The sequence below is a fragment of the Nocardia macrotermitis genome (assembly GCF_009604405.1).
Lineage (GTDB): Bacteria > Actinomycetota > Actinomycetes > Mycobacteriales > Mycobacteriaceae > Nocardia > Nocardia macrotermitis.
In genome coordinates this window covers 528,049-543,748 of sequence record NZ_WEGK01000003.1, presented here as the reverse complement: position 1 = coordinate 543,748, position 15,700 = coordinate 528,049, and the positions used below count along the sequence as shown (strand labels likewise).

Sequence of the window (15,700 nt, the reverse complement as noted above, 5' to 3'; positions counted from 1 at the left end):
CACCTTGTGGCGGGGGATTTCCGGCTCAGACCGCAACCGAACCACGCCCCCGGAGGAGGTGAGCCGACTGTCTTACATCCTCGACACCAACGTGGCCCCGTTCTGCCACGGCCAGAATCACTCTGGCAGCGTTCCGGTCCCGACTGTCCGCGAAACCGCAAACCTCGCACCGGAAGTCCCTCTCGTGCAGTTCAAGTCGCTTGGCTCTCGCGAAACAAGAACTACACGTCATGGTCGTATAGGCGGGCCGGACCAACACCACCGTCCGTCCGCCTCGCGTAGCACGCTCGATCAACACCCGTTTCGCCGCACCGATCGCGGCATCGGCCGCCTTGCGAGCCATCGTGGACTTCGCCAGGAACGCCGGTTCGAAATCCTCGACAGCGATCAGGTCATGAGTACGGACAAGTCGTGTGGCCCAGACCTGGGAATCATGGACGGTCTGCCTGGTAGCTTTTCTCGCCAGCCGGGCAGTTTGCCGCTGCGCCTCACGGTAGCCCCTGGACTGCGGTCCCCCCTTCCGTCGGCGCCGCGCCATCTTGCGTTGCGCTTTCGCCAACTCGGCGGCGCACCGCTTCCGATGCCCGAGATAAGGCAGATCGAAGCGAGGATCGGTGGTCGTCGCCGTGGTAGACACACCCCAATCGATACCGATACTCCCCTGACCGGGCGGATGGAACTCGACTTCCCGACGGATGACGAACGACGCATACCAGTGGCCGAGGCTGTCACGGTAGACGCGAACCGAGGTAGGCAGCGACGGCAGTTCCCGCGACCACACCACTGGGATCGTGACGCCCTTCGGCAACACCAAACGGCCATCACGGATCGAGAACCCGCGCGCCGTGTATTCCAACGACGGCAAGGAAGTCTTGCGGGACTTCACCTTTGGACGACCGCACCTGGTCACCTTGAACGAGCGGTCCAATGCTTTGGCGTAATCACGAAGCATCTGCTGTTGAGCGACCTGAGAACCCGCCCTCAACCACGGCAATCTCGCCCGCGCCTCGGTGAGCAGCTTCCCGAGCCGCACGAACGTTGGTTTCTGCCCGGACTTCTGCTGATGCACAGCCTCGTTCCACAACCAGCGGCAGCGACCCCACTCGGCCAGCAGCGCAGCCGCAGCGCTACGTCCGGGCCGCAACCGGTAGGTATACCGCACCACCTCATCCACTCGAACATACTATCGAAAGATGCTGTCGTAGCAACTCTGATGCCTCACCTTTTCGTAGCCACCGCAGGTACAAGTTCGACGGTTCGTTCGGCCGATTGAGGCCGTATCAATCCCCGGAGGAAGAACGTGTTGTCACGTGACGACGGCGTCACGCATCGAGGGCCCCTCGGCGGTACGGCGGTGCAGACGCCGCCCCGCCGCATCAGGCACATCCGGATCGAGGCCGGTGCGGTCACGGCGGACTACCAGGCCGGTGCCGAACAGATCGCGGATATCGTCGCGGAACTACGCACGAACGCCGGGATCACAGTGATCGTGGACGACAACGTCCGCCCGGATCTACCCTCCCTACCCTGCGCGGGCCTGTGGGACTGAGCAGTAGGTTTCGACACTGATCGATATCAACGCCGATCCGCCGCGTCCTGATCCCGGACGCGGCACGGCTGTCGGCGAACCCCTGTTCAGCCGACCGGACTGAGATCCGCGCCGACCGGCGGGATATCCGACAGCCCGCTGCGGAACACCTCGGTGGTCCCGACCGCACTCACCGGCCGCGCGGCCGCGGTCAACGCCTGCGCCTTGAACGCCTGCGCGGCCACACTCAACCGGTGCAGCACCGGATCGACCCGGTCCTCCGGCGCGGTCGGCCAGCCCTCACCCCAGACCACGACCTCGATGCCGCCGTCGCCCAGCGCCTTGAGCAGACCGCGTCGCGCGCGCGGATCCCCTTGGCACACATCGCAAGCCACCGCCAGCGCGTGCGGCCGACGCCCCTGCCCGCGCGAGGCGAGCACGTCCTCGAGGGCGATCGAGTCCGCGCCGAGGATGCGCAGCGGTCGCGGGTCCGAGTTGTCGGCCACCAGGACGGTGACCTCCCAGCCCGCGATCGAACGGTCGAACAGCCAGCCCCCGGCGTGTTCGACGACATCCGCGACGCTGGTCGCGACGACGTCGAGCCGGTACCGCATGGTGCCGCGCTGGTCGCCGGACTCTTCGGCGTCGGTCAGTTCACGGGATCGACGGGAGCCAGATCGCGCGCCAGCGATCTCGTGTACTCGGCGAACACCTCGGGCAGCGGGATCGAGTGATCTAGCAGCCATGACATCTCCATTCCATTGATGAAAGCGACGATTTCCATAGCTCGGATGTCGGGATCGAGGTCGGCCCGATACCGTCCGGCCTCCTGATTGCGCCGGATGATGTCGGCGACGATGCCGACCGCCACTTTCCATCGGTCGAGCATGCGGTCGTGCAGTGGGGCCTCGGGCACCAGATTCTCCACGAGCAGCACCACGAAGGTGCCCACGAGGTCCGGTGAACGTTCCATGCGGTCGGCGACCTTGCCGATCTCGACGATCAGATCACCGCTCAGGTCGGTATCCGAGGCGTCGTCGGCGTCGCGGGCGTCCAGAACCGCGTGCAGGAGTTGGTCCTTGGACTGGAAGTGATGCAGCAGTCCGGCCGGACTCACCCCGGCCTCACCGGCGATCTGCGCCAAAGTCGTACTGCGCCAACCATTCCGGGTGAGCAGTCGCTGAGCGACCGCCAGGATGCGCTGGCGGCGGTCTTCGCCTTTGGCGCGCAACGAGGCGTAGGGACGAGGATCAGTCACGAGAAGCTCTCTTCGATCGAACCTAGTGAACACACAGTAGGTTGGTTGGGGGTGCTGTGACAAGGGTCTCAAGCCGGCAACCGTCGATGGGTACTGACGATAATCCCATTCTCGCAGGTTGAACTGCCCTAATAGGGGCAAATTCGGCCAAGGTTGGTGTATGAGCCTCTCCTCATGTGATAACTTCATTCCCATCGGGATTCACGGTCTCCGGGCGCAGCGCCGGGGAGCCACGCGGGCACCCAGGCCCCGCCCGGCCCACCGGACTCCACCCGGACGAGCCCGCACCGCCATCGACCAGGCGCCGATCCCGCGAAACGAGAACTCCCTTGGAGGGTGATGATGTCGGTTCCCACCAGTAGCGCTTCGTTGTACCCGCCCGGCGGATTCGGGCCGCCGAAGGATCGTCGCGGCCACGCCAAGGGCTCGGTGGGTCTGCCCGCGGGCACCGAGGTCTTCTCGGCCGACAACCACATCTCCCTGGCCGACGACATCTTCTACGAGCGGTTCCCGGAGAACATGAGGGACCGCGCGCCGCGAATCTGGTACGAGGACGGCGCATTCCAGATCGGGCGCAAGGGAAAGTCCTTCCTGCCAGGGGATTTCAGCAGTGTGCTGATGCAGTACGACCCGCTGGACGGCTCGGGCAGCGCCAACTTCGACGCGCGCGCCGCGGATCTGCGCGCGGACGGCATCGCCAAGGAACTCGCCTTCCCGAATGCGTTGCTGGCCTTGCTGTTCTATCCCGACAAGGAGGTCCGCGAGCTGGCGTTCCGGGTGTACAACGAGTACATCGCGGGGCTCCAGGAGCGTTCGGGCGGCAGCTTCTACGGCGTCGGGCTGATCAACTGGTGGGATCCGGCCGGTGCGCGCCGCACGCTCGACGAGCTGAAGTCGTTGGGGCTCAAGACATTCCTGCTGCCACTCTCGGCCGGTAAGGACGACGAGGGCAAGGTCATCGACTACGGCAGCACCGCGATGATCCCGGTGTGGGACGCGATCGAGGAGTCCGGGGTGCCGGTCTCACATCACATCGGCGAATCCCCGCTGTCCGCGCCGTGTGAGGTGAACAGTGTGGTGGTCGGCATGATGCACAATGTCGCGCCGTTCCGGGAGTTGTTCTCCAAGTACGTGTTCAGCGGCATCATCGACCGCCATCCCGGCCTGAACATCGGATGGTTCGAGGGCGGCATCAACTGGGTGCCCTCGGCCATCCAGGACGCCGAGCACATGAACGCCTCGTATCAGCACATGTACAACCGGCCGATCGAGCACGAGGTGCGGCACTACTGGGACAACCACATGCGCGCGTCGTTCATGGTGGATCCGCTGGGGCTGTCGCTGATCGATCACATCGGGCGCGATCGGGTGATGTGGTCCTCGGACTACCCGCACAACGAGAGCACCTGGGGTTATTCGGAGAAATCGCTGGCCGGGGTGGTCGAGGCGGTCGGACCGCAGGACGCGGCGAAGATCGTCAGCGGCAACATCACCGAATTCCTGGGCCTGTGACCATGACCTCCTCCACCACCGGCACGCCGGCACTCGTCATCCCCGAGGTACCCGACCGGGCGCGCATGCGCCGCGAGACCGGCGCGCGGCTGCGCTCGTCCATGGCCAAGCAGGGTGTCGACGCGCTGGTCCTGCTGAACAACAGCAATGTCGTCTACGCCACCGGGGCCAACTGGCCGCTCAACGACGCGGGCCTGTCGCACGTCGAGCGACCGGTCGCGGTCGTGGTCGCGGGTGATCCGTGGCCGCATCTGTTCCTGCCGTTCCGGGAGGGCGCGTCGGCCGAGACCGAACTGCCCGCGGATCACCTGCACGGCCCGCTCTACCTCGAATTCGACGAGGGCGTAACGGAATTCGCGAAGATTCTCGCGGATCTGATTCCCGCCGGTTCGGCCGTCGCGATCGACGAGTACACCGGGGCGATGCTGCGGGCGCGCTCGGATCTGTTCCCGGGGACCGCGCCGACCGACGCCGCCCTGGTCGTCGGCCCGGCCAAACTGATCAAGACACCCGACGAGATCTCCTGCATCCGCACCGCGGCCCGGATCACCGATCAGGCCATGGTCGACGTGCAGGCGGCGCTCGCGCCCGGACGCCGCCAGATCGATCTGTCCGCGCGTTTCGTGCGCCGGGCCTTCGAACTGGGCGCGAGCGCGACCATGCTGGACGCGATCTGGCAGGTCATGCCCGACACCAAGGCCGAGGGCGTGTGGACCACGCACGGTGATCTGGCGCTGCCGCTGCTCACCACCGAACGCGAACTCGCCGCCGGTGATGTGCTGTGGACCGATGTCAGCATCACCTACGGCGGCTACTGCTCGGATTTCGGCCGCACCTGGACCGTGGGCGCGGAGCCGAATGCCCGGCAGCACAAGCAGTTCCAGCGCTGGCACGAGATCCTGAGCGCGGTACTGGACGTCGCGAAGGCCGGGGCGAGCGCCGCGGATCTGGCGCGCGCGGCCACGGCCGCCAACGATGGGGTCAAACCCTGGCTGCCGCATTTCTACCTCGGTCACGGGATCGGGGTGAGCGCGGCCGAAACACCCATGATCGGAACGGATCTGGGCGCGGAGTTCGACGAGAACTTCATCTTCGAACCGAACATGGTGCTGGTTCTGGAGCCGGTCGTCTGGGAGGACGGCACCGGCGGCTACCGAAGCGAGGAGATCATCGTGATCACCGAAGAGGGCTCGATCGCCCTGACCGACTACCCGTACGCGCCCTATGCGCACTGAGGTGATGCCGGACGATCGCGCCCTGCGGCATGGGCGGCGCGATCGCGCACTGGCACAGATGAAAGCCCATGATCTGGACGTTCTGGTGCTCGGCCGACAGGCCAACGCCCGCTACGTCGCGGGTGCGCCCCAGCTGTGGGTCGCCGGAACCCGTCCGTTCGGACCGGTGGCCACGGTGGTGCGGGAGACCGGCGCGGTCCACCTGCTGAGCACCTGGGACGAGGGTGTGCCGGAGGACATTCCGCACGATCACCTGTACGGGATGATGTGGAATCCGATGAATACCATTGCGGCACTTCGGGATATCCCCGGTGCGGCGACCGCGGTGCGGGTAGGCACCGACGCGCTCTCCCCGAATTTCGCGAAGCTGCTGCCGCTGGCGTTCCCGAATGCCGAACTGGTCGACGGCGAGCTGGCGATGCGCACGGCGCGGCGCATCAAGACCGCCGAGGAGATCGCGGTATTGCGCGGCGCGCTGCGGGTCGCCGAGGAGGGTCTGGCCGCGACCGTGGCCCAACTCGCTTCCGGCAGTAGCGAACAGGTGCTGATCGGCGCGATGCTCGAGGCGATGACCGCGGCCGGGATCAGCACTCCGGCCTCACAGGATTCGGTGTGGGTGACCTCCAAGGAGCACCCGTGGCGGCACGCGGGCGCGGATCGGCGCGCGCACGAGGGTGATCTGGTGGCGTTCTCGGCCGGGGTGCTCGGCGACGGGTACATCGGTGAGGTCGGCCGGACGTATCCGGTCGGGGCGGTCGGTGACGGTGCCCGGAAGTTGTATCGGCGCTGGGATGCATTGCAGGACAGGCTATTCGAGGCTTGCCATCCGGGGTCGAAGGCCGCGGGGTTACTCGCCGCCTACGAACTCGCGGGTGAGCCGTTGCCCGCGATGCCGGTCGCGCGCGGTCTGGGCATGGGCTTCGATTCACCCGTGGTCTCACCGCAGCTGCGGGCCACGGCCGAGGCCGAACTGCTCGAGCCGGGCATGGTGCTGTCGGTCACCGGTTATGTCTGGGAGTCCGGTGTCGGCGCGGTGTTCGGCCGGGACGCGGTGTTGATCACCGACGACGGTTGCGAGGTGCTCACCTCCGCACCCCACTGGGAGCACTGAGAGGTCCGGAGCCCGCCACATCGCAGGCTCCGGATCTGCTGTCCCCCACTTATTTTCAGCGAAGAAGGCGAGCATGTCCGAATCCGAACAGCCCTCGAACGATCAGCCCTCCGCGGAGGAGATCATCCGCTACGAGAAGGACACGAAGACCAGGATCGCGACGATCACCTTCGACCGGCCCGATCAGCTCAACGCGCCCACCGTCGCCGCGCGACTACGTTACGCGGATCTGCTGCACCGGGCCAGCGTGGACGACGAGGTGAAGGTGCTCGTCGTGCGGGGTGCGGGCGACGACTTCGGCACCGGCGCGGATCTGCCGGAATTCATGGACATCCAGAAGGATCCGTCGCAGAAGCGGCGGCTGGCCGAGTACCGGATCGGCGAGGACGAGGTGCGTTATCCGCCGCAGGACTCCTTCCGGCACGGCGCGACCATCAGCCAGTGGTACGCCAACGCCTCGGCGGGCTGCCGCAGTCTCCAGGAATTCAAGAAGATCAGCATCGTGGAGACCAAGGGCTACTGCTACGGCTGGCACTTCTATCAGGCCGCGGACGCGGATCTGGTGATCTCCTCCGACGACGCGCTGTTCGGGCATCCCTCCTTCCGCTACTACGGGTGGGGCCCGCGCATGTGGACGTGGGCACAGACCATGGGGCTCAGGCGTTTTCAGGAGATGGTGTTCACCGGACGCGCCTTCACCGCGCAGGAGATGTACGAGTGCAATTTCCTGAACAAGGTGGTCCCCCGCGACGAGCTCGAGGCCGAGACCGAGAAGTACGCGCTGGCCTGCTCGCGTAATCGCCCCACCGACACCGTCTTCATGCAGAAGGTGTTCTTCGAGGTGATGAAGCAGCATCAGGGCGAGTACATGGGCAGCCTGCTGAGCGGGTTCTTCGAGTCGATGGGCGGGCATATTCGCGCCGATGACGACGAGCTCATGCTGGACGACGCCTTCGACAAGGGCCTGAACAATTCGGTGAAGGACAACGACGCGCAGTTCCCGCCGGACTTCCGGCTGAGCAGGTCGGGCCGGAACAAGAAGGTGTAGCCGCACCCGGGTGCGTGGCGAAAGTCGGTGAGCGAGAATGTCATCCAGGCAGACCACCCGTGCCGCGGAACCACCGCTGCGCGGGTGCGTGGTGATCGATCTGTCCAGTGGGATCGCGGGCGGATACTGCACGCGCATGTTGCGTGACGGCGGCGCGCGGGTCATCAAGGTCGAAGCGCCCGAGGGGGATTCGCTGCGATCCTGGTCGGCGTCCGGTGCCGTGATCGAAAGCGGTTGCGACGGTGCGCTGTTCGGATTCCTGGCCGGTGGTAAAGAAAGTGTGCTGGCGGATCCGGATCGCACCGAGGATCTGGATCTGGTTGACACGCTGCTGGATTCGGCCGACGTCGTGGTGTGGTCGCGAGGTTCGCGGCTGACCGAACATCCGCGGTTGAGCGTGTCCGCGATCCGGCGTGCGCATCGGCATCTGGTGGTCACCGCGATCACGCCGTTCGGGCTCGAAGGGCCATGGAGTGACCGTGCGGCAACGGAATTCACGTTGCAGGCGTGGTCTGGGGGGATCGTCGGGCTGGGGCGCGGTGCGCCCGAACAGGCCCCGGTGTATATCGGCGGGCGCGTCGGCGAATGGTTCGCGGGGGCATACGCTTCGGCGGCCACCATGACCTCGCGGTTACGCACGCTGGGATCCGGGACCGGCGAGCTGGTCGATCTGTCCGTGCTGGAGACGCAGATTCTCGGGCTCACCTATTTTCCGGTGTCGTTCTACGAGGCCCTGGACCGGCCGTTCCGCACCCAGCGGCGGTTGAGTGTGCCGGGTGTGGCGAGTGCCGCCGACGGGATGGTCGCGCTGGGGTGCGGCACCTCGCAGCAGTGGTTCGATCTGTGTGCGATGGTCGGGCATCCGGAGTGGATCGACGAGGACACCGACCTGTCGATCACCGAGCGGGCCGGGAAGAACGCGCCGGAGATCTTCGCCTGGCTGGCCGAGCAGCCGACCGAGGTGATCCGGGATCTGGCCTCCGCCTTCAGGATTCCGAACGGGCCGGTGGTCAACGGGGCCAATGCCACCGCGATGGATCATCACCTCGCCCGGGAGAGTTTCACGGTGAATCCGCGCGACGGGTTCGCGCAGCCGCGTCCGCCGTATCGTCCGGACCCGAACTGGTTGAGCGAGCCGTTGCCCGCGCCCCGGCTGGGTGAGCACACCGCTCGATATCGCGCCGCGCGTCCCGAACGGCATGACACGCGCCCGGCGGCGGCATTGAATCCCCTTCCGTTCCAGGAACTTCGGGTGCTGGACCTGACCACCTACTGGGCGGGCCCGTGCTGCACCCACTATCTGGCCATGCTGGGCGCGGAGGTCATCCACGTCGAGTCCGCGAGCCGCCCCGACGGCACCCGCCTGATCGCGGGAGTGCCTGCGACACAGGAACAATGGTGGGAGTACTCGCCGATCTTCTCCGGGCTGAACACCAACAAGAAGAGCATCACCCTGGACTTCCGTTCCGAGCGTGGGCGTGAGCTGCTCTCGCGTCTGGCCGCGACCTGCGATGTCATCGTGGAGAACTACACGCCGCGGGTGCTCGATCAGATCGGCCTGGATTACCCTGCGGTGCAACGGCTTCGACCGGATACGATCATGGTTCGGATGCCCGGCTTCGGGCTGGACGGGCCGTGGCGCGACAATCCGGCCTTCGCGTACGTCATCGAGGACACCTCCGGCCTGACCTGGCTCACCGGCCACCCGGACCGAAATCCCTTGGAGCCCTACTCGATCGGCGACCCCAACGCCGGTGTGCATGCCCTCAACGCCCTGTTGCTCGCGCTGGAACACCGCCGCCGCACCGGCAACGGCATGCTGATCGAGGCCGCCATGGTCGACGCCGCCCTCAACGTCGCCGCCGAACAGGTCATCGAACACTCCGCCTACGGCGCTCTGCTACAGCGCGACGGCAACCGCGGCCCCGAAGCCGCCCCCCAGAACCTCTACAAAGCCTCGGGCACAGACGAATTCGGCAACCAGGACTGCTGGATCGCCCTCGCCGTCACCACCGACGACCAGTGGCGGTCCCTGACCAAGGCGCTCGGCGACCCTCTCTGGGCCCGATCCCCCGACCTGTCCACGGCCACCGGCCGACGCCGCGAACACGACACGATCGACACCCACCTCACCGAGTGGTGCGCCGCCCGCGACAGCGATGAGATCGTCCGAATCCTCTGGGACGCAGGCGTTCCCGTCGCCAAGGTCATGCAACCCCACCGCCAGCCCGAAATCCCCCAGCTCACCACCCGCGACTTCTTCGAACCGGTCCCCCACCCCATCGCCCACACCGCCCGCCACAGCACCATCCCCATCCGCTTCTCCGCCGGCCCCGACCGATACCACCGCACCCCGGCACCGCTACTCGGCCAACACACCACCGAAGTACTTGCGGCACTGGGCCTCACCGCCGCCGAGATCGACGAACTCGAGTCCGAAGGCATCATCGGCGGCTCCCCCGCCGTCATCCGCACACCCGTGAAGAACGACTGACCACCGTGCCAGCAAGCCGAAATCCACACCACCACAATCACTGCGGCGACGACCCCGAAACTGGCGGTGTGCGGGTCAGCGATTCCTGCTTCGGCAGCGGCGAAAGCCTGAGCGACGCATCGGCTACCGAGGCGAGAAGGCATACGGTCGCGCGAATCCACCGGCCTCCGGGCGGTGAGCCCTGCAACGAGATCACGCCCAACCTCGTAGTCGTACTTCCCTCACCCGGAATCCGCTCGGGACCGGACAAGCTCACCGCGAGACGATGCGCCGCCATCGGCTCACCGCACGCGGAACCGAACTCCGTGTGGCAATGGGATGTTCTCTACCCAGCGGCCCTCGGCGTCGAGTCCCGATACGGAGAACGCGCCCTGCGGATCTCGGCGGAATTGTTGAATTCCGATCCAGCCGATTTCGGGGAGCTGGATCGAATCGTATTCCGCGACCGTGACGTCGGTGGCGTAAGTTGCCGCGGCACTGAGGTTTTCGGAGCCCATCACCGATCTCACACCGCGCGTCCGGCGACCGCGAGTGCTTCTTCCGGGTTGTCGCCTTCGCTTTCGAAGGCGGCGCCGCGGATCGATTTCAGGTCGTTCTCGCCGGGGTGGTTGAAGATGACGGCAGGTTCCGCGACGGCCTTGGTCGCGGCGTCGCGCAGGATCTTGCGTAGCCGGACGACGCCCACGTCGCTGGAGCCGAGGTGTTCGTTCTCGCGGTCCATGATCGCGCCCTGGCTCTCCTGGACCGCGAGGTCCTCGAAGAACAGGTTGTTCAGGCCGGAGAAGTGGTCGCGGCCGAGGGTGTCGCGGTCCTGGCCCCAGCGGTCCTTGCCGCGCATGTCGGCGGTGAAGTCGTCGGGGTTGCGGGTCAGGGGGGCGACGTGGCGGCCCAGCGGCATGGTCGGGTCGAGCGGGTCCTCCTTGTTGTACCAGATGACCCACTGCATGCAGTGGGTGTCGTCGATCGGGACGATGCAGAAGGCCGCGCGCTCGTCGTTCTGCGGGACGAAACACCAGAACGGCGCGATGTATTCGGTGACCCGGTAGTAGTGGCCGCCGCCCGGACGCGGGCGATCCGCGTAGATGCGCATGCCGTAGGGGCGGTCCCGGACGATGATCGAGGGCGCGGCCTCGTAGGCCACCTGATCCTGGCCGGGGAACTGGGTCTTGTGCAGTTGACCCAGATGCGCGGTGTCGACCAGACCTTCCAGGCACTGGACCCAACCGCACCGGGTCACCCCGACCACGGCCTGACACTGCGTCTCGTCCAAACCCATGAAATCCATGTCGGGGAACGGTGGTTCGTCGCCGTCGCCCAGATACACCCAGATCATTCCGGCCGCTTCCCGCACCGGATGCGCATTGACCGGCAGAATCTCCCGGAATCGGTCCCGCCGCTGTTCGGGTTCGGTCGGCACCGCGACGCAGCGACCGCCGCTGCCGAACTCCCAGCCGTGATAGATGCAGGTCAGGCTGGTGCCGGAGTTGAACCCGAGGGCCAGTGAGGCACGGCGGTGCGGGCACTGCTCGTCCAGGCAGCCGAGCGAGCCGTCGGCGAGCCGGTAGATCACCATCGGCACACCCAATGCCTTGGCGCGCACCGGATCCGCGCCCGCGCGCACCGCCGCGCTGCGGGCTACCGGCATCCAGAATTTCCGCAGATAGGTTCCCATCGGGGTGCCGGGCCCGACCTGTGAGATCTGCGCGTTGTCAGCGGTTTTGAGCACGGTGGCTCCTTATCGTCGGAGGGGGCTGAACGAAAGTCGGCGTCCTACAGATCCAGAACGAGTTCGGCTGAGCGACAACGGGATACGCACGGCAGCATGGTGGTCCCGCTCTCCTGCTCGGCGGAGCTGAGCACGAAATCGCGATGATCGAGATCGCCCTTGACGACCGCGACCTCGCAGGTGCCGCAGATCCCCTCGGTGCACGAGGAGGCCAGCGGGATTCCGGCGTCGGTCAGCGCGTCCAGGACCGAGGTCGCGGCGTCGACGCGCACGCGCTGTCCGGTCGAGGAGATCACCACGTCGAACTCGTCGTCGGGGGTCGTGCGGGCCACCGGTTCGGGCGCTTTGAAGCGTTCGAGTCGCAACCGGCTCGGATCGGCCAGTGCCGCGCCGCACGCATCCATCAGGGGTTCGGGGCCGCAGCAGTAGACCAGGCCGGTCGGCGGCAGCTCCGCGAGCAGTCCCGCGATATCCGGGTAGCGGCCGTCGGCCTCGTCGTCGGCGTGCACGGTGACCCGGTCGGCGGGCAGCCCCGCGATCTCGTCGAGGAACGCCATGGTCGAGCGGGAACGTCCGGTGTAGAGCAGATGCCACGCGCGCTGCTGCTGTTCGAGGCGGCGCACCATGGCGATGATCGGGGTGATCCCGATGCCACCCGCGACCAGAATATGTTGGGCGGCAGCATCTTCCAGCGCAAAAGCGTTGCGCGGGCCGTCGACCTCGAGCAGCGCACCGACCGGCAGCGCGTCGTGGATGTGACTGCTGCCGCCGCGCGAATCCGGCTTGCGCAGGACCGCGACGGTCCAGCGTCGCCGATCGTCCGGATCGGAGCACAGCGAGTATTCGCGCACCATGCCGTTGGGGAGACGCAGGGCGAGGTGCGCGCCGGGCTCCCAGCCGGGCAGGTCCGCTCCGGTGGGATCGACCAGGGTGATGGCGGTGACGCCCTCGGCCTCCCACGATTTCTGCTGAACCCGCAGGGTTCGAGTGCTGTCGCTCATCGAATCGTGTCTTCCGGGGTGATGTTCGAGTGATGCGGTGAGGTGCGGCCGGTCGACATACCGGGCTGGGCAGCGCCGCCGTCGGGTTCCTCACATCGGAGAATATCTTACTATTAAGATTATTACCCGAGCTTTTCTCCTTTAGCAAGAGGAAATTCCGTGCGACCCGAGATGCAACATGCCTGCAACATGTGACCATGTAGAGCCACCTGTACCGGCCGCGAAGAGCACAGCAGCGGCACAGCATGGGCGCTCAGAGTTTTGAACATCTGTTCAACAACTCCACCCAGTTTTGAACACTCGTTAAAGTGGATCGCATGACCTCCCGCAGTGAGCAACGGTCGACAGCACGCAGGCGTGCGTATGATCCCGAGCGCAACCGCGGAGCCGTCCTGGCCGCGGCGCGACGACTCTTCGCCGCGCAGGGCTACGACGCGGTGAGCATCCGGGCCATCGCCGCGGAGGCCGGAGTGACCGCGGGACTGGTGATGTCGTACTTCGGCAACAAGGACGGACTCTTCCGCGAGGTGGTCGGCGGCGGCGCGGGCATCGGCACCGACGTCCTCGCCCACGCCGACGACGGCCCGGAACGACTCGCCCAGGCCCTGGCCCACGCCTACCTCGAACGCTGGGACCGGCTACCGTCCGACGATCCCTGGCCCGCCCTCATCCGCTCCGCACTCACCCACCCGCCGAGCGCGACCATGCTGCGCGAGGTATTGGAGAAGCAGGTCAGCGGCCCGCTGGCGCGTCTACTCGAAGGTTCGGCCACCGCCGACGCGACCGCCGGACTGGTGCGCAGCATCCTGTTCGGCGTGATCATGGAGCGCTACCTGTTCGCGCACGAACCCGCCCACTCCGTGCCGACCGAACAACTCGAACCCGCGCTGGCGGCGGTACTGGCGGTCGCGCTGCAGGATATGCCGACCCGCGAAGACACCGCGGACACCAGTGCGGTGACCCGCATCCTGCGCGAATGGCAGACGGAGTTGCCCGGCACGGATGTCTCGGCCCTGTCCGTCTTCGGCCGCCTGCACCGCTGCTTCCTGCGCTATCAGACCCAGATCAGCCGGATCGTCGAACAGCACGGCATCAGTTTCGCCGCACTCGACGTCCTGACCGCACTGCGCCGTACCGGCGCGCCCTACCGCCGCACCGCCGGAGATCTGGCCACCTCCAGCCTGGTCAGCACCGGCGGAATCACCTTGCGCGCAGACAAATTGGTGGAGGCAGGACTGATCCGGCGCGAACGCGACGAGCACGACCGCCGCATCGTCTACCTGCGACTGACCGACGCCGGACTGACCCTCACCGATCAACTCATCGAGGACCATTTCGCCAACGAACTCGAGATGCTCGCCGGACTCGTCCCGGCCGAACGCCGCCGACTCGCGGCGTTGCTGGAACGCCTGGAACAGTCGCTGGAGATCGCCGGTCAGCAGGAACGCAAGGGTTAGAGCTCTCTGTACCGTCCCCGATCCGGCCTCCCGCGATCGCCCGAAGAGTACGCCCCTCGACACAAGTCATGATCGCGTTCGGATGGGCAGTTCTCACAGCTGACCGTTGGACTCGCTAAGCCGAATCCGCGTGCGGCTCTTCGGCTTTCGCAGGCTCCACAGCGAGAATGGACCGCTCCAGCTTGCGCAGCAGATGCGCCAGCCCGGCCTGCTCGGTGGCGGTGAGCCCGGCGAGCATGCGGGCTTCGTTGGCGAAGTGATCGTCCGCCGTCGACTCGAGCACGCGCAGCCCCGCTTCGGTCAAGCGGGAGTAGACGATCCGCCGATCGTCCGGATCACGTTCGCGCTCCACCAGACCCGCCTTCTCGAGCCGATCCACCCGCAGCGTCATACCGCCCGTGGTGACCAGCGCCATCTCGGCCAGCTGCCCCGCCGTCATCCGATAGGGCGGGCCCGAACGGCGAAGGGCCGCAAGGACATCGAAGGCGGCCATATTGATGCCGTGCCGGTCGAACAGTGCGGTCAGCGAGGACTGGTAGTAGATGTAACTGCGATGCAGCCGCCCGAACACCTCCAGCGGGGACACATCCAGGTCCGGTCGCTGGAGATGCCATTGCGCGACGATGTCGTCGACCGCATCCCGGTCCGGGTCCGACCGCGCCACACTTCCTCCCGTTGGGCTAGAACGAATTTCGCTGAAACGAATTTCGGATGACGGTATCGGCCAGGCTACTCGCCGACCGCACCGGGTTCGGCCGTCAGGCACGCGATGGCGTCGATCTCGACGGTCGCGCCGTACGGGAGCGCGCTGACCTCGACGAAGGTGCGGGCCGGGCGCGCGACGGCGAACAGCCGCTCGAATTGGCGGTTGGCCTCCTCGCGCAGCGACAGATCGGTGACGAAGTAGGTCAGTTTCACCACGTCGTCCAGGCCGCCGCCGGCGGTGGCGAGCCGCTCGAGCATCCGATCGGCGGCCGCGTCCAGGGCCTCGACGCGGCCGGGCACCGGCACGTAGTCGCGATCCACCGACAGCGCGCCGGATACGAAGACGAACTGCCCCGCGCGCACGGCCGGACGGTAGGGATGCTGGGCGGAAACCGCAGTTGACATGGGGTGATCTCCTCGGTCACGGAACCGGCTGATAAAAACCTTTAGCGCTAAGTTAATTTGCCACGCGGCGGTGGTCAACTCCATCCCCGGTCGTGTTGCGACTCGGTTAACCCGCAATAACAGCAAGTTTCGACCGATGTCAAGGGTTGACCGCAGATGTGAGCCGGTCTATATCTTAGTGCCAAATGATTTAGTGCTCAGTGAATGATCTCGCTGAGGA

14 protein-coding genes are annotated in these 15,700 nt (G+C 66.4%); 7 read left to right on the top strand and 7 right to left on the bottom strand.

Annotation, left to right across the window (positions count from 1 at the left end; translation table 11 throughout):
* Window positions 1-25: 25 nt before the first annotated feature.
* Window positions 26-1,162, bottom strand: coding sequence for an RNA-guided endonuclease InsQ/TnpB family protein (locus NRB20_RS09765; RefSeq protein WP_319944708.1), 1,137 nt, complete (start codon window positions 1,160-1,162; stop codon window positions 26-28).
* A gap of 141 nt (window positions 1,163-1,303) precedes the next feature.
* Here NRB20_RS09765 and NRB20_RS09760 point away from each other — a divergent pair, with 141 nt between their 5' ends.
* On the top strand, window positions 1,304-1,549 hold the full coding sequence (locus NRB20_RS09760; protein ID WP_194289775.1) for a hypothetical protein: 246 nt from the start codon (window positions 1,304-1,306) through the stop codon (window positions 1,547-1,549).
* Between the two features lie 86 nt (window positions 1,550-1,635).
* Here NRB20_RS09760 and NRB20_RS09755 read toward each other — a convergent pair whose 3' ends face one another.
* Both NRB20_RS09755 and NRB20_RS09750 read right to left on the bottom strand, forming a co-directional pair.
* On the bottom strand, window positions 1,636-2,142 hold the full coding sequence (locus NRB20_RS09755; protein WP_153409618.1) for a hypothetical protein: 507 nt from the start codon (window positions 2,140-2,142) through the stop codon (window positions 1,636-1,638).
* A gap of 35 nt (window positions 2,143-2,177) precedes the next feature.
* Window positions 2,178-2,786, bottom strand: a complete 609-nt coding sequence (locus NRB20_RS09750; RefSeq protein WP_319944681.1) for a TetR/AcrR family transcriptional regulator — start codon at window positions 2,784-2,786, stop codon at window positions 2,178-2,180.
* A gap of 339 nt (window positions 2,787-3,125) precedes the next feature.
* On the opposite strand from NRB20_RS09750, the gene NRB20_RS09745 reads away from it, so the two are divergent.
* The 5 genes from NRB20_RS09745 to NRB20_RS09725 all read left to right on the top strand — a co-directional run bounded on the left by NRB20_RS09745 (window position 3,126) and on the right by NRB20_RS09725 (window position 10,186).
* The gene (locus tag NRB20_RS09745; protein WP_406603798.1) at window positions 3,126-4,298 is read left to right on the top strand and encodes an amidohydrolase family protein; all 1,173 of its coding nucleotides are present in this window, start codon (window positions 3,126-3,128) and stop codon (window positions 4,296-4,298) included.
* Window positions 4,299-4,300: 2 nt separating this feature from the next.
* Window positions 4,301-5,533 (top strand): M24 family metallopeptidase, encoded by a 1,233-nt coding sequence (locus NRB20_RS09740; RefSeq protein ID WP_153409614.1) that lies wholly within the window; start codon window positions 4,301-4,303, stop codon window positions 5,531-5,533.
* On the top strand, window positions 5,523-6,644 hold the full coding sequence (locus tag NRB20_RS09735) for a M24 family metallopeptidase (RefSeq protein ID WP_153409612.1): 1,122 nt from the start codon (window positions 5,523-5,525) through the stop codon (window positions 6,642-6,644). The genes NRB20_RS09740 and NRB20_RS09735 overlap by 11 nt, the downstream gene beginning before the upstream one ends.
* Before the next feature lie 73 nt (window positions 6,645-6,717).
* On the top strand, window positions 6,718-7,692 hold the full coding sequence (locus tag NRB20_RS09730) for an enoyl-CoA hydratase/isomerase family protein (RefSeq protein WP_153409610.1): 975 nt from the start codon (window positions 6,718-6,720) through the stop codon (window positions 7,690-7,692).
* Window positions 7,693-7,729: 37 nt separating this feature from the next.
* Entirely contained in the window at window positions 7,730-10,186 is a 2,457-nt protein-coding gene (locus NRB20_RS09725; protein ID WP_153409608.1) for a CaiB/BaiF CoA-transferase family protein, read from the top strand.
* A 505-nt stretch (window positions 10,187-10,691) separates the two neighbouring features.
* On the opposite strand, the gene NRB20_RS09720 is transcribed toward NRB20_RS09725, so the two are convergent.
* Together NRB20_RS09720 and NRB20_RS09715 are read right to left on the bottom strand one after the other, a co-directional pair.
* The gene (locus NRB20_RS09720; protein ID WP_153409606.1) at window positions 10,692-11,912 is read right to left on the bottom strand and encodes a Rieske 2Fe-2S domain-containing protein; all 1,221 of its coding nucleotides are present in this window, start codon (window positions 11,910-11,912) and stop codon (window positions 10,692-10,694) included.
* Window positions 11,913-11,956: 44 nt separating this feature from the next.
* On the bottom strand, window positions 11,957-12,913 hold the full coding sequence (locus NRB20_RS09715; protein WP_153409604.1) for a PDR/VanB family oxidoreductase: 957 nt from the start codon (window positions 12,911-12,913) through the stop codon (window positions 11,957-11,959).
* 317 nt (window positions 12,914-13,230) lie between these two features.
* Between NRB20_RS09715 and NRB20_RS09710 the strand changes: the two genes are divergently transcribed.
* The gene (locus tag NRB20_RS09710) at window positions 13,231-14,370 is read left to right on the top strand and encodes a TetR/AcrR family transcriptional regulator (RefSeq protein ID WP_153409602.1); all 1,140 of its coding nucleotides are present in this window, start codon (window positions 13,231-13,233) and stop codon (window positions 14,368-14,370) included.
* Between the two features lie 115 nt (window positions 14,371-14,485).
* Here the strand turns inward: NRB20_RS09710 and NRB20_RS09705 are convergent, their stop codons facing one another.
* Both NRB20_RS09705 and NRB20_RS09700 read right to left on the bottom strand, forming a co-directional pair.
* The gene (locus tag NRB20_RS09705; RefSeq protein ID WP_319944680.1) at window positions 14,486-15,034 is read right to left on the bottom strand and encodes a MarR family winged helix-turn-helix transcriptional regulator; all 549 of its coding nucleotides are present in this window, start codon (window positions 15,032-15,034) and stop codon (window positions 14,486-14,488) included.
* Window positions 15,035-15,099: 65 nt separating this feature from the next.
* Window positions 15,100-15,480 (bottom strand): RidA family protein, encoded by a 381-nt coding sequence (locus tag NRB20_RS09700; RefSeq protein WP_153409601.1) that lies wholly within the window; start codon window positions 15,478-15,480, stop codon window positions 15,100-15,102.
* Window positions 15,481-15,700 lie beyond the last annotated feature (220 nt).